9 protein-coding genes are annotated in these 14,361 nt (G+C 63.1%); 1 reads left to right on the top strand and 8 read right to left on the bottom strand.

What is annotated here, in order from left to right:
* Positions 1–246 precede the first annotated feature (246 nt).
* The 3 genes from SINAR_RS0116130 to SINAR_RS0116120 form a co-directional block, all read right to left on the bottom strand.
* Positions 247–645, bottom strand: coding sequence for a (R)-mandelonitrile lyase (locus tag SINAR_RS0116130; RefSeq protein WP_028000061.1), 399 nt, complete (start codon positions 643–645; stop codon positions 247–249).
* 88 nt (positions 646–733) lie between these two features.
* The gene (locus tag SINAR_RS0116125) at positions 734–4,192 is read right to left on the bottom strand and encodes an ATP-binding protein (protein ID WP_028000060.1); all 3,459 of its coding nucleotides are present in this window, start codon (positions 4,190–4,192) and stop codon (positions 734–736) included.
* Complete coding sequence (locus tag SINAR_RS0116120) at positions 4,192–5,484, bottom strand: metallophosphoesterase family protein (RefSeq protein ID WP_028000059.1); 1,293 nt, start codon at positions 5,482–5,484, stop codon at positions 4,192–4,194. The genes SINAR_RS0116125 and SINAR_RS0116120 overlap by 1 nt, the downstream gene beginning before the upstream one ends.
* A gap of 251 nt (positions 5,485–5,735) precedes the next feature.
* On the opposite strand from SINAR_RS0116120, the gene SINAR_RS0116110 reads away from it, so the two are divergent.
* Positions 5,736–6,209 carry a MarR family winged helix-turn-helix transcriptional regulator gene (locus SINAR_RS0116110; RefSeq protein WP_028000058.1) on the top strand — a complete coding sequence of 158 codons (474 nt, stop codon included), beginning with the start codon at positions 5,736–5,738 and terminating at the stop codon, positions 6,207–6,209.
* A gap of 76 nt (positions 6,210–6,285) precedes the next feature.
* Here SINAR_RS0116110 and SINAR_RS0116105 read toward each other — a convergent pair whose 3' ends face one another.
* The 5 genes from SINAR_RS0116105 to clpP all read right to left on the bottom strand — a co-directional run bounded on the left by SINAR_RS0116105 (position 6,286) and on the right by clpP (position 14,343).
* Positions 6,286–8,481 (bottom strand): esterase-like activity of phytase family protein, encoded by a 2,196-nt coding sequence (locus tag SINAR_RS0116105; protein WP_028000057.1) that lies wholly within the window; start codon positions 8,479–8,481, stop codon positions 6,286–6,288.
* Between the two features lie 236 nt (positions 8,482–8,717).
* Entirely contained in the window at positions 8,718–8,990 is a 273-nt protein-coding gene (gene hupB, locus SINAR_RS0116100; protein WP_003531811.1) for a DNA-binding protein HupB, read from the bottom strand.
* A 221-nt stretch (positions 8,991–9,211) separates the two neighbouring features.
* Positions 9,212–11,632 carry an endopeptidase La gene (lon, locus tag SINAR_RS0116095; protein ID WP_028000056.1) on the bottom strand — a complete coding sequence of 807 codons (2,421 nt, stop codon included), beginning with the start codon at positions 11,630–11,632 and terminating at the stop codon, positions 9,212–9,214.
* Positions 11,633–12,143: 511 nt separating this feature from the next.
* Positions 12,144–13,421, bottom strand: a complete 1,278-nt coding sequence (gene clpX / locus SINAR_RS0116090; protein WP_028000055.1) for an ATP-dependent Clp protease ATP-binding subunit ClpX — start codon at positions 13,419–13,421, stop codon at positions 12,144–12,146.
* A 295-nt stretch (positions 13,422–13,716) separates the two neighbouring features.
* Positions 13,717–14,343: an ATP-dependent Clp endopeptidase proteolytic subunit ClpP gene (gene clpP / locus SINAR_RS0116085; protein ID WP_028000054.1), complete on the bottom strand. Its 627-nt coding sequence runs from the start codon at positions 14,341–14,343 to the stop codon at positions 13,717–13,719.
* Positions 14,344–14,361 lie beyond the last annotated feature (18 nt).

Genomic DNA, 14,361 nt, shown 5'->3' with positions numbered 1-14,361 from the left:
CCACCTTCTCCCCGCAAGCGGGGCGAAGGGGACTCGCGGCGTCCCTCTGCCCTCAGCCGCTCAAGAATGGGTGGTGGGCCCGAGGCTTGCCCCTTCTCCCCGTCAGAACGGGGAGAAGGTCGCGGCAGCGGGATGAGGGGCTGCCACGTATCGAAAACACCGGCGCAGCAGCTCCGTTACCCCGCCGGCCGTAACCGTGGATAAGCACAGGGCCTTCGACACCGTCACGTACGACCGGATAAGCCCCTACCCGCCCCGATACTGCTCCTCCGTCACATGCTCGAGCCAGTCCACCACCTTGCCGTCGAGCGCTTCCTGAATCGCGATATGCGTCATTCCGGTATTGGGCGCTGCGCCGTGCCAGTGCTTTTCACCCGGCGGGAACCAGACGACGTCGCCGGCGCGGATCTCGCGCAACTCACCGCCCCAGCTTTGCGCAAGACCGCGGCCGGCCGTGACGATCAGGGTCTGGCCGAGCGGATGCGTGTGCCAGGCGGTGCGAGCGCCGGGCTCGAAAGTCACGGTCGCGCCGCGCACGCGCGCGGGGGACGGCGCCTCGAAGGCTGGGTCCACGCGCACGGAGCCGGTGAAGTATTCGGCCGGGCCGCGGGCCGAAGGTCTCGATCCGCATTCGAAGATTTCCATTGGAGCCTCCTTTGAGGGACTTCGCCGGGCCAGCCGACGGGTGATGCAGGAGCAAGGCGCATGCAGCTTACCTCTTTCCGCCAAGCGGCTACAACCGGTGGATCGTCACGCCCGGGCAGGCGCTCCGCGCAATGTCGCAAAGATGCTCGTGGTGGGTCAGATAGATCACCTGCCCGACATCGGCCATTTCCGCCATCAGCTCGAAGGCGCGGCCGGCGCGGCCGTCGTCGAAGGTTTCCATGATGTCGTCGGCGATGAAGGGCAGCGTTTCCCGCGTCGCCGCGACCTCGTGGTAGCCGGCGATCCTGAGCGCGAGATAAAGCTGGAAGCGCGTGCCCTTTGAAAGGTCGCGGGCGAGCTTCGATCCGCCGGCGGCGGTATTTGCGATGAGGAATTCCTGGCCCTTGTCGGCTTGCGTCGAGAGACCGGAATATTCGCCGCCGCTGATATGCATGAAGGTTCGCGAGGCGCGCTGCATCATGGCGCTGCGGTGGCGCTCGCGAAACAGCCTGAGCGCCTGTTCGGCGGCGATCACGCCCGCGCGCAGCCGGAGATAGCCGATCGCCTTGTTCTCGATGTCGAGAAGCAGCGTGCGGCGGCGCTGTTCGAGCTCCGCCACCCGGTCGCCGCCCTCGACCGCGGCAAGCGCCCTCTCCCGGGTCCTGACATCGGCGTGCAGCTCGCTGACATCCCGGTCGGAGGCCTCGATCGCCTCCTCCAGCCGCGCAAGTTCCAGGCCGAGCTCCCGGTCGTCGAGTTCGGCAAGCAGCGCTTCGGCCTCGGCCGCGGTCGCGACGCCGAGCCGCGCGGCCAGATCGCTTTCCATTTCCGAGCATCTCTGCCGCAGCCGCTGCTCCTCGCGGGTGGCTTCCAGGCAAGCGGCCGCTTCGTCGAGAGTCCGGCTGTCGAAGAAGTCGAGAATCCTCTGCCTGTTGGCGGCGTGGAGTCTCTCCTCGGCGCACAGCGAGTCCAGACTCTCCTCCATGCGCTCGATATTGCCCTCAAGCGCCAGGCGCCGCTCCTCCTTCTGAAGTGCGACGGCAACGCGGTCGCGCACCGAAGAAAAGAGCATGAGGACATCGCCGGCCTGTCCTTCGCCCAGCGCGGCAGCCAGGCCCACCACGCTTTCCGTAAAGGCCGCCTGATCCCTGCGCATGCCCGTTACCCGATGGTCGAGCTCCGCCTTCTTCTGCGTCAGCTTGTCGAGATCCTGAAGCATGGCGAGCACGGGACCGATTTCCTGCGGCAGCGGCCGCTCCTGTTTGGCGAGCCACGTCCCGGCGAGCGCTTCGTCCCATTCCCCGCACCACGACGCCATACCGGTCTGGGCCGACGCAAATACGGCTTGCCGCTTTGCGAGCGCCTCCGAGGCGCGCTGCAGCTGTACCACGGCGTTCCGGTAAGCCGCGGACGCGGCCTCAACGCGGGAGGAGACAAGTTCGGCCACCGCGAGCAACGCGTCGAGCCGCTCCGGCAGCGCATCGGTCGTTCCGAACCGCGCCAGCTCCGCCCGGAGGCTGCAGACCGCCGCCTTCTCTTCGACGAACGCCCGGTCGCGCTCCTTCAGCGCCGCACGCAGATCCACGCGCAATTCGAGCGCGGACGTGCGGGCCGCAAGCCAAGCCTCCAGTTGCGGCAGCCCCGTTGTAAAGGGCAAACCACAGGCGCGTGCGGTGGTGCCGATCGTGGCGCTCAGCCTCTGCCGCTGCTCCTCCGCCGCTTTTCTTTGCGCGTCCAGCGCCTGCAGGCGGGCACGCCGCTCGGTGATCGCAAGCGTCAGGCTGCGCATCTCGGCCACGCGCTCCGCCTGGGCAAGCCGAAGCGCCGTGGCCGCATCGTGCTCGTTCTGCGCCGCCTCGAATGCGATCGCCGTCTGCTCGCCGAGATCGGCACGGTGCTGCTGCCAGGCTGTATCGCGGCGCCGCCTCAACTCGCAGACGGTCGCGTCATCCACCACGCCGCCATTGGCCGCAATCGCGGCAAGGCGCGCCTCGTCTCCGGCCTGGCGCTCGCCTTCATCGGCGATCCGGTCGCCGAGGCGCAAGCGCCGCTCCGCCTCGGCGGTCTCCTCGGACCGCCACGCTTCCACGACGGCTGGCGCCGGAGCGGGAAGTGCGGCCAGATCGTCGATCGTACCGGCGAAAGGCCGCAATTCATCCAGTCTGTCGCAAATCGCCGCCTCGAGCCGGTCGATCTCCCTTGCCGACGACCGCTGGCGCAACAGGCAATCGCTCTGCCGGAAGAGATGTACGCGCTCGGCAAGGAACGCCGGGTCGGCCGCCCCTTCCTTCAGCCGTGCGACTTCGCGCTCGGCCTCGCCGTGGTCCCCTTCCGCGGTTTCCATCTCCTCACGCGCCGACGCCAGCCTTTCCGAGAGGCTTGCGTGCCGGCGCACCAGATCCTGCAGGCGGACGGCGCGCGCCGCCGGCAGCAGGAGCGAGGCTACGTCGGGATTCCCCGCTTCGCCCAGGCGGACCAGGCAGGCATCGATCTCGGCGGCCGTCTTAGCGAGTTCCTCCAGACGAGCGGGCATGTCGCGGTCGGCGGTGAGATAGCGGGCTTCGAGGGCGGTTTCACGCAGAGACCCGAACCGTTCCGCGATCGCGAGCGCTTGCTCGTCGCGAGGCAGACCGGCAAGCTCTTCGCGCCGGCGGGTCAGTTCCTCGTGCAATTGTCGGAGCCGCGCGGCGATCTCCGCATCGCGCCGGCGAAGAACCGGCAATTCCTCCTGCCACTCGGCCGGCGGCACCGGCAACGGGTCCCGCCCGGCAAGCTCCTGCCGCAGGCCGCGAAGCCGCGCGAGAAGCGGCAGGGCGTCGCGCTGAGCGCGCATCCGGTCCCGGTCGGCGCGCAACTCGTTGCGCAGCCTCGCGGCCGTTTCGTGGCGTGCGCGCATGCTCGCCAGGGCTTTGCGAAGCGCGGCATATTCGCGCGCATTCACGTCGATCGCGTTCCTCTCCGCTTTCAGCGCATCGAGCTCCGCCTTCAGTTCGGCAAGCCGGTGCTTGCGCGCCTGCGGGCGGAAGAAGGAATCCGCTTCGGCTCGAAGGCCGGCAAGCACGGCGGTGCTGTCCGGCAAACCGGAACTCGCGGAAAACAGGAGGGACCCGAGTTCGCCCTCGCTCTTCAGTATGGCTTCCCCGCCCTCTTCGATGCTGTCGTCGTCGAGCGAGAACATCGTGCCGTAGGTTGCCCGGTCGATGGAGCCAAGGGCCGTGGAAAACAGGCCGTCGGGCAGAGGCTGCTCGTCGGGACCGATCAGGCTGTTGGCGTTGCGCTTGATGCGGTAGGCGTGGTGCAGGCGGTTGCCGGCCGCGACGATGCCGCCGATCCGCATCGCCTGATAGGGATGCAGGAAGCCATAGGGGCTCGAACGTTCGATGCCGAAGATCAGATCGAGAAAGCCGGCGAAGAGGGTGGACTTGCCTGCCTCGTTCGGGCCGTAGATGAGATGAAAATCCGGCTCGCCCGGTTTCGCCTCGCCGAAATCGAGATGCCGGTCCGTGAATTTGCCGTAGCGGACGAGGTCCAGCCGCTGAAGCCGCATCAGTCGGTGCCTCCGGCGCTGGCACGTCCATGAAGATGCGCCAGCACGTCCGCACTCCCCGCAAGCGCTGCCTCCAGCGCCAGCCGCTCCAGCGTCTCTTCGTCGCTCGCCAGCACATGCCTGAGTTCAGGCGGCAATTGCTGCAGGAGCTCCTTGGCAACGCCGTTCAGTTCGGCGCGAAAGCCGAAGGAGGGCAGAACGTCGTTTTCGACGAGTGCCGCCAGTTCGCCGGTCGGGTCGGCCGCACTTCGCTCCGCATTGCCGGGCGGGTGACAGCTTAACTCCGTGTTCTCGATCCAGCATCCGCCGATCCCGGCCGCAATATTGACGATCTCCGCCTGCAGGAGATCCGAGTCCCGCCTGAAGCGCCATGCAAGCGGCGTCGCGCCGGCCAGCGTCAATCTCAGGATCAGATTGTCCGCCGCCATGGTCTTTCGAAGGAGGGTCAGTTCGCGGCCCACCGCGTCCAGCATGTCGCGCCAGTCCGCAATCCCGCTCACGTCGATGTCGTGTCGCTCGAACGCCGCGGTGCTCGTCGGCCTTTCTTCCAGCGCAACCAGCCCGTCATCGTCGATCGTCACGACCGTGACGCCCTTCGTCCCCGCTTCGTTGATGTCGCGGCCCTGCGGCATGCCGGCCATGACGATGCAGGGCTTCTCGCAGTGCACCTGCCGCTGATGGACATGGCCGAGCGCCCAGTAATCGAAACCGTGCCGCTGAAGGTCGGCGACGCTGCACGGCGCGTAAGGATCGTGGGCTGCGGATCCCGAGAGGCTGGTATGCAGCATGCCGATATTGATGCCGCCGGCGACCGGCGGATGGAACTGGGGCAACAGGCTTTCCGGCGCGTGCGGATCGGCAAAGCTGACGCCGTGGATGTGTACCGTGCGGCCGTTCGCGAGCGTCTTTGCATGGACCGCCCTGCTCCGGCCGGAAAAGACATGCACCGAAGGCGGCAAGGTGAGCTCGCGGGTCACCTGCGACTGGGAATCGTGATTGCCGCGAATGATGAACGTCCGGATGCCGGCCTCGTCGAGGCGCCGAAGCTCGCCCGCCAGGAACAGCGCCGTGTTCATGGAAGTCTGACTGCCATCATAGAGATCGCCGGCGATCAAAAGCGCATCGACGCTTTCGGCAATGCAGAGGTCGACGATACGGACGAGCGCATTGCGCGTCGCACTTCGAACGAGGCCGGCGAGCTCCGCATTCCGGAGTGCCAGGCTGCGCAAAGGCGAATCGAGATGGAGGTCTGCAGTGTGGACAAATCGGAAGGGCATGACCGGGCGGACCATGGCCCGGCGCCGCCTCGTTCGTCAATGGCCGCAGGACCGGGTATCCACGGAATGCTTGAATGCGGGGAAACGCCGCAGTGCCGCCAGCAGCTCTTCGCTTTGCGAACAGCGGCAGCGCGAGCAGGAAACGCTTCCTATCGCCGGCGGTCATTCCTAAGTTTTAGGTGGTTTTTGTCGACAAATGCGGCAATTGTGACTATCAATAGGGTCACTGCCATTTCACATGGCCCCTCATAAATACTCTAAAGGTCATGAAGAAGACATTCGAGGTTTCCGACAAGCTGTTCGAGCTCTACCATCGCGTTCATCGACTGGTGAACGAGTCCATGACGGAGGAAGGCGTATCGCTTGCCAGGAGCAAGTTCCTGTTCTTCCTGAGCAAGCTCGGACCCTGTCGGTCCACCGACATAGCATGCGCGCTGAACTTCGCTCCGCGAACGGTGACCGAGGCGATCGACGGGCTGGAACGCGATCGTCTGGTCATGAGAAAACCCGACCCAGAGGATCGCCGCGCGAAGATCGTCTCGATAACCGAGACCGGCCGGGCCGTTCTTCAGGCGGCAGAGCATCCGCGCAAACAGCTCATTGAAGAAATCTTTTCGGCGCTCGACGACGAGCAATTGGACCAGCTCTACGAGATCGTCAGCAAACTGGTCGAGAAGACCGACGATATCCGCAAGCGCAAGGAAGAAGCGGAAGCCGCCGAGATCGCCCTCGCGCGCTGAGCGCCGTTCATGTTCCATGAAGGCAGAGGCCGGGGCGTCATGCCCCGGCCTCTTCTGTTTTCTCCGGATCGGACGCTTACATGGCGTCCATCGCGCCTATGGAGAAGAAGAGCGTCTCGCCGGAAGAATCGTCGACGCCGTCATTGTCGGTGACGACATAGCCGTTGCCGGCCGCGTCGACTGCAAAGCCTTCGACCTTGTCGACGACATAGCCGTTCAGCGACTTAAGGTCCGGAATGAGGTCGCGCACCTCTTCCTTCTTCACGACCGGCAGTTCGCCGTTAAGTGCCACGGGTCTCAGATCCGCAAGCGCGACGCGGTAGAGCTTCTTGAGCTTTGCTGCCTCGCCGATCAGATTGTCACGCTCGATGATATAGGCGTAGTCGCCATGAACGGAGATTTCCGACAGGCCGACCCAGCCTTCCCCCGACTTTTCGAGCGGGTAGCGCACCGCCCCCCATTCCTTGCTCGAAGGTTTGTAGGAGACAAGTTTGACGAAGCCTTTCTCGTCGTCCTTCCATGCGCGCTGCACGGCCATCCAGAGGAGCTGCTCGTCCCCTTCACCCACGACTGCGACCCCTTCGAAGCCGTAGCGGATCTCATTGGCGCGCAGGTCTTCCGGCAGAGCGATCTCCTGCTTGATCTCGCCCTTCCCGTTCACGTGGAGCAGCGCATGGCTGTAGAGCTTGTCGGAATTGCCCTCCGAAGCGAGCCAGAAGCCGCCTTCGCCATCATTGGCGATGCCTTCGATGTCGAGTTTCTGGGCGGGAGCGCCGTCACGGGTGACCGGCAGGGCTTCCGTGATCAGCGCGGGCTTCCGTGTAGCGTCGATCGTGTAGATGGTCGGCTGCGACGAGTAGACGGAATCATTGACCGCATGCAGGAAGCCGGGCTTGTCCGCAACGGCCGCGAGACCCGAAAGCGCCCCGAAGCCGATGGGCAGCCCCTCCCGCTCTGCGGAACGTATCTGCGGGTAAGCAGCCTCCCCTTCCCCGCGCTCGTAGATCATGACATGCGCCCGCGCGCCGCCGTCTTGGACGAGATCGACCTCGTTGGCAGTCGCGAACAGGTTGCGCCCGGGAATGGCCACAGCGCCCTCGGGCGAAACGCCGGAGGGCAGAAGCTGAACAAGCTCCGGCTCGCCGCCCGTATCCTTGTAGACTCCGACGATCGAGGCACGCTCGGACAGAACGAAGAAGAGCTTGTCTTCGCCGAATTGCGCCGTTTCCAGCCCTTCCGGCTCGATGCCCTTGGCCGACGAGCGCTTCTCGGGATAGTGACCGATCGAAGCAATTGCATGTTCGAGGCTTGCGCCGGATTCGTAGAGGACCTTCCCGGTCGTGTCGAAGATTGTGAATCCGCGGGATCCGCCCTCGTAGTCGCCCTCGTTGGCGATGACCAGACGATCGTCATCGAGCCACTTGACCGCGTCAGGCTCGCGCTTTCGGCCGGCCTGTTCGCCGGTGAAGGCAATCGCGCCGTCGCGCTTGGTGTCGATACCCGCGAGATCGACTGTCCCCGCAGGGAAATGCGTTTTAACGGTTGCGGATCTGCCGTCGATGATGACGATGTGGTTATTCTCCTGGAGCGTGAGCGCAATCTCATCCTTGCCGTTGAACGCAACGAATTCCGGCTCGGGATCGTCGCCGGCGATTTCGGCGAGACCGGTCAGCGTCACATGCTTGATTGTCGCGCAATCGGCGACCCCGCCCTTCAGCGACAGGATCGCGAGACTGCCTGCAGGCGGCTGCGGGATCTGTCCGTCATCGACGTCCTCGTCGCGCTCGTTCTCGATCGCGATCGCCGCAAGCGTCCGATCCTTGTTTACGGCCACCGAGTCCGGCTGGCCGCCGAGGTCGCAGGTCGCGTCCACCGTTTTCCCGACGATATCTACGACGGCGAGCACGCCGGAGGGCCTGGTGAAGCTTTCGCTCGTGTTGACGGCGACGAGGGCTTTGGCCCCGGCAACCGCGACCGAGGTCGGTTCTCCTTCGAAGGAGACGATGCCGCCTGCCTTAGGCGCCTTGGCATCGGCGATGTCGATGAAACCGATGCGCTTGCCGGGACTGTCGGAATAGATCAGCGTGTTGCCGTCAACGCTTGCAGTGATGATTTCGGCCGATGTCGGCTCGTTGCGCCCGGCACCCTCGGGTAAATTCCTGGCAACCGCAAAGGATGCGATACGGTTGAAGACCTGTTCGGCTTCAACGGCAGTCGCCGTCGATGCGGCAAGCGCCGCGGCCAATGCTGTGGTGATGGAAAATGTTTTCATCTGTCCCTCCTTGTCGCGGCACGCCATTGCGTTTCTGCGTGACGCACGCGTCCGAAATCATCGGACGGGAGGCTTTTGCAACTGTCCTGTAACAGCTGGATGACAGTGACCTTGGATTGAAAAGAGGCCCGGGTGACCGGGCCTCAATCAACCTGCCGAATGCCGCCGAGGCGGTATCGCGACAGATGGAACATGAACCAGTAGCGGACGGAGGCACCCGCCGCTCAATCGGTAAATCAGTTGACGGCGTCCTTGAGGCCCTTGCCGGCCGTGAACTTCGGCACGTTGCGTGCCGGGATGTCAACTTCCGCACCCGTCGACGGGTTGCGGCCCTTGCTGGCTTCGCGGCGCGATACGGAGAAATTGCCGAAGCCGACGAGGCGGATGTCGCCGCCGTTCTTCAGTTCGCCCTGAATGGTCTCAAAAACTGCATCAACGGCAGAAGACGCATCTGCCTTCGAGAGTCCGGCCTTGTCGGCTACGGCAGCCACGAGCTCATTTTTGTTCATGTTTCCACCCCTTTCATGCTGGTTCGAAACGACTGTCTTCATAAGGCGGGGCCGCTTGCGCATTGCCCACGTCTTGCCATTCCCAATTGCGCCTAATCCCTTGGAATGCAAGGGTTGCAGCGTGCTTTTACAACAAAAAAGACCGGCAGAACGCCGGTCTTCCTTGTTTTTCTGGCCGAAGGGCGCAAGCGGGACACACTTACCGCCCTGTCTGCACTGCCTCAGTGGGCGATCGAAGTGCCCGCTTCGTCCTGCGAATCAACGGACGGCAGGGCGGCCGGCTGGCTTGCCGGATCCCATTCGATGGGCTCCGGAAGCCGCAGCAACGCGTGCGCGATCACCTCGCCCATCCGCGAAACGGGGATGATTTCGAGGCTGTTCTTGACGTTGTCAGGGATGTCGGCGAGGTCCTTGGCGTTCTCCTCGGGGATCAGCACCTTCTTGATGCCGCCGCGCAGAGCCGCCAGCAACTTCTCCTTCAGCCCACCGATCGGCAGGACGCGGCCACGCAGGGTGATTTCGCCCGTCATCGCCACGTCCTTGGAGATCGGGATGCCGGTCATCACCGACACGATCGCCGTCGCCATGGCTACACCGGCGGACGGACCGTCCTTCGGGGTCGCGCCCTCCGGCACGTGGACGTGAATGTCACGCTTGTCGAACAGCGGCGGCTCGATGCCGAAATCGATTGCGCGCGAGCGGACATAGGATGCCGCTGCCGAGATCGATTCCTTCATCACGTCACGCAGGTTGCCGGTAACCGTCATGCGGCCCTTGCCGGGCATCATCACGCCCTCGATCGTCAGCAGTTCGCCGCCGACCTCGGTCCAGGCGAGACCGGTGACCACCCCGACCTGATCGTCGCGCTCGGCTTCGCCGTGGCGGAAGCGCGGCACTCCGAGATAGTCGTTGATATTCTCGGCCGTCACTTCGACCTTCTTCGTCTTGCCCTTGAGGATTTCCGTCACAGCCTTGCGCGCCAGCTTCATCAGCTCGCGCTCGAAGTTGCGCACGCCCGCTTCTCGCGTGTAGTTCTGGATGACAGCCATCAGGGCGCCATCCGTCACGGAGAATTCGTTCGTCTGGAGCGCATGGTCGCGGATCGCCTTCGGCAGCAGGTGGCGCTTGGCAATCTCCAGCTTTTCCTCTTCGGTATAGCCGGCGATGCGGATCACTTCCATGCGGTCCATCAGCGGCGCCGGAATGTTGAGCGTGTTCGCCGTAGTGATGAACATCACGTTCGAGAGGTCGTATTCCACCTCAAGATAGTGATCCATGAAGGTCGAGTTCTGTTCCGGATCGAGGACTTCAAGAAGCGCCGAAGAGGGATCCCCACGGAAGTCCTGGCCCATCTTGTCGATCTCGTCGAGCAGGAAGAGCGGGTTGGATTTCTTCGCCTTCTTCATCGACTGGACGACCTTACCGGGCATGGAGCCGATATAGGTCCGCCGGTGACCGCGAATCTCGGCCTCGTCGCGAACGCCGCCCAGTGCCATACGGATATATTCGCGGCCGGTCGCCTTGGCAATCGACTTGGCGAGCGAGGTCTTGCCGACGCCCGGAGGGCCGACGAGGCACAGGATCGGTCCCTTGATCTTGGACGAACGGGCCTGCACCGCCAGATATTCGACGATACGCTCTTTAACCTTGTCCAGGCCGAAGTGATCGGTATCCAGTACCTTTTCGGCGTGATTGAGGTCGGTCTTGATCTTCGACTTCTTGCCCCAGGGCAGGCCCAGCAGCCAGTCGAGATAGTTGCGGACCACGGTCGCTTCCGCCGACATCGGGCTCATCTGGCGCAGCTTCTTCAGCTCCGCATCGGCCTTTTCACGGGCTTCCTTGGAGAGCTTCGTCTTGGAGATTCGCTCTTCGATTTCGGCCATCTCGTCGCGGCCGTCCTCGCTGTCGCCGAGCTCCTTCTGAATGGCCTTCATCTGCTCATTCAGGTAATACTCGCGCTGCGTCTTCTCCATCTGGCGCTTGACGCGCGAACGGATGCGCTTTTCGACCTGGAGAACCGAGATCTCTCCTTCCATGAAGCCAAGTGCCTTTTCGAGGCGCATCTTCACGCTCGTCGTCTCCAGCATTTCCTGCTTCTCGACGATCTTGATCGACAGGTGGGATGCGACCGTATCCGCAAGCTTCGAGTAATCTTCGATCTGGCTCGCGACTCCGACCACTTCCGGCGAAATTTTCTTGTTGAGCTTCACATAGCTCTCGAATTCGGAGACGACCGAACGGCTCAGCGCCTCGATCTCGACCGGATCCTCGTCCGGCTCGGGCAGCACATGGGCCATCGCCTCGTAGAAATCGTCACGCGGCGTATAGCGCTCGATCTCGGCACGCGACCGTCCTTCGACCAGAACCTTCACGGTGCCGTCGGGGAGCTTCAGGAGCTGCAGCACGTTGGCAATCGTGCCGACCTTGTAGATGGCGGAGGGTTCCGGATCGTCATCCGTAGCGTTGATCTGGGTCACGAGCATGATCTGCTTGTCGGTACCCATGACTTCTTCGAGTGCACGGATCGACTTCTCGCGGCCGACGAAGAGCGGCACGATCATGTGGGGGAAGACCACGATGTCGCGCAGCGGCAGAACCGGATAGGTCGCGCTTTCAGTCGCCGGAGACGTTTTGTTCGTCATATCATTTCCTTTCCGTCCCGATTTTCGGGCCCGTTCCCGGGAGCCTCTACGGCACTCCCGGCTGTCACATTTCGTACATGAAAGTGGAGTGCAAGAGAGGCCTTTTCAAGGTACGGCGCAATCCCCGCCTTCATGGATGATCTCCGACGCTTAAGCCCGGATGCTGTTGCAAACCTTGCGACCGACCGGGATGTCGCGGCCCGCAAACGCGCATCCACTGAATCGTCGCATCATCGCGTTGTTGCGGCACTTTAGCAACAATCGATTGGTGCGATCACCATGATTTTGAACTGGAACATTCGCGGGGACGGACTTGGACGGCGCCCGCGGAGCCAGCTCTGCGCTGCCCGCTTCACCACCCCTTCGCCGGCACGATCGCAACGGCATTCCATGAAAAAGCCCGCACGCGGCGGGCTCTTCAAACAATCGTGAGCGGCTACGTCACGCTTCCTTTGATCGCAGCCGATCGGGACGACCTCGGCGCGCCGGCATGGCGCGGCGCACCGCAGGCTCAAGCCGAAACGTTGGTCTTCTCCTCGGAACGCTCCGAGTAGATATAGAGCGGCCTTGCCGTTCCCTTGACGACTTCGTCCGATATGACGACCTCGCGAACGCCTTCCAGCGTCGGCAGTTCGAACATGGTGTCGAGCAGGATCTTCTCCATGATCGACCGCAGGCCGCGCGCGCCCGTCTTGCGGACGATGGCCCGGCGGGCGATCTCGCGCAGCGCGTCTTCGTGGAAGTTCAGTTCGACGTCTTCCATTTCGAAAAGCCGCTGATACTGCTTGACCAGAGCGTTCTTCGGCTCCGACAGAATCTGGATCAGCGCATCCTCGTCGAGATCCTCGAGCGTCGCCAGAACCGGGAGGCGCCCGATGAATTCGGGAATCAGGCCGAACTTGACCAGGTCCTCCGGCTCGAGGTCGCGCAACACCTCGCCCACGCGGCGGTCCTCCGGAGCGCGCACCGTCGCACCGAAGCCGATCGAGGTCTTTTCGCCGCGCGCGGAAATGATCTTGTCGAGGCCGGCAAAAGCACCGCCGCAGATGAAGAGTATATTCGTCGTATCCACCTGCAGGAATTCCTGCTGCGGATGCTTGCGGCCGCCCTGGGGCGGCACCGAAGCAACGGTACCTTCCATGATCTTCAGAAGCGCCTGCTGCACGCCCTCGCCGGAGACGTCCCGGGTGATCGACGGATTGTCGGATTTACGGGAAATCTTGTCGACCTCGTCGATGTAGACGATGCCGCGCTGGGCGCGTTCGACGTTGTAATCGGCCGCCTGCAGAAGCTTGAGGATGATGTTCTCGACGTCCTCACCGACATAGCCGGCCTCCGTCAGCGTCGTCGCGTCAGCCATCGTGAAGGGAACGTCGATGATGCGGGCAAGCGTCTGCGCCAGATAGGTTTTGCCGCAACCGGTCGGCCCCACGAGCATGATGTTCGACTTCGCCAGTTCCACGTCGCTGCTCTTTGCCGCGTGGGCAAGCCGCTTGTAGTGGTTGTGCACGGCGACCGACAGGATGCGCTTGGCCTGCTGTTGCCCGATGACGTATTCGTCGAGGACCTTGATGATCTCCTGCGGCGTCGGAACGCCATCGCGGGACTTGACCATCGAGGTCTTGTTCTCTTCGCGGATGATGTCCATGCAGAGTTCGACGCATTCATCGCAGATGAACACGGTCGGTCCGGCAATCAGCTTGCGGACTTCATGCTGGCTCTTGCCGCAAAACGAACAATAGAGGGTATTTTTCGAGTCACCGCCGTTGCTACCGCTGACCTTGCTCATTTCCACTTCCTTCCAGCACGCCGGACACCTTCGGAAAGATATCACGGACACTCAGTTCGCCTTGCACGTCGGCTCCAGGCGCCGCCCAAGGTTCTCGGGAGTACTCACCGTCCCGGGCGGAGGCCCGATCACCGGTTGCAACGACTCTCCCTTTCAAAATCCGAATGCTATGCTCCTTGTTCCAACATAGCGTTACGGATTCATATTAACGGCTTTGCCCCTCGGATAAAGCCCCTTCGCCATTACAAATGTGTCACAATTACATCTGCGGCGACACAAAAGCCCGTGTCCGAACCTATTCCAGTCCCTCGACCGCATCGCGCGAGGTGATAACCTTGTCGATCAAGCCCCAGTCGAGCGCTTCGTCCGCGCTCATGAAGTGATCGCGGTCGAGCGTCTGCTCCACCTCTTCGTAGGTGCGGCCGCAATGCTTGACGTAAACCTCGTTCAACCGGCGCTTCATCTTGAGAATGTCCCGGGCATGCCGCTCGATGTCGGACGCCTGACCCTGGAACCCGCCGGAGGGCTGGTGGACCATGATGCGGGAATTGGGCGTTGCGAAGCGCATGTCCTTGTGGCCGGCGGCAAGCAGCAGCGAGCCCATCGATGCCGCCTGGCCGATGCAAAGCGTCGAAACCGCCGGCTTGATGAACTGCATGGTGTCGTAGATCGCCATGCCCGCCGTCACCACGCCGCCCGGAGAGTTGATGTAGAGCGCGATTTCCTTCTTCGGGTTTTCCGCCTCGAGGAACAGCAACTGCGCGCAGACCAGCGTCGCCATATGGTCTTCGACCGGCCCCGTCAGGAAGATGATGCGTTCCTTGAGCAGCCGCGAATAGATGTCGTAGGATCGCTCGCCGCGATTGGTCTGCTCGACAACCATCGGCACCAGAGCCATGGCCGTATCAACTGGATTTCTCATATCGAACCTTCATCAATC

Origin of the sequence: Sinorhizobium arboris LMG 14919, from assembly GCF_000427465.1 — a bacterium.
GTDB lineage: Bacteria > Pseudomonadota > Alphaproteobacteria > Rhizobiales > Rhizobiaceae > Sinorhizobium > Sinorhizobium arboris.
Note: the sequence above shows the minus strand (reverse complement) of the source record. Positions and strands in the feature narration are given on the sequence as shown.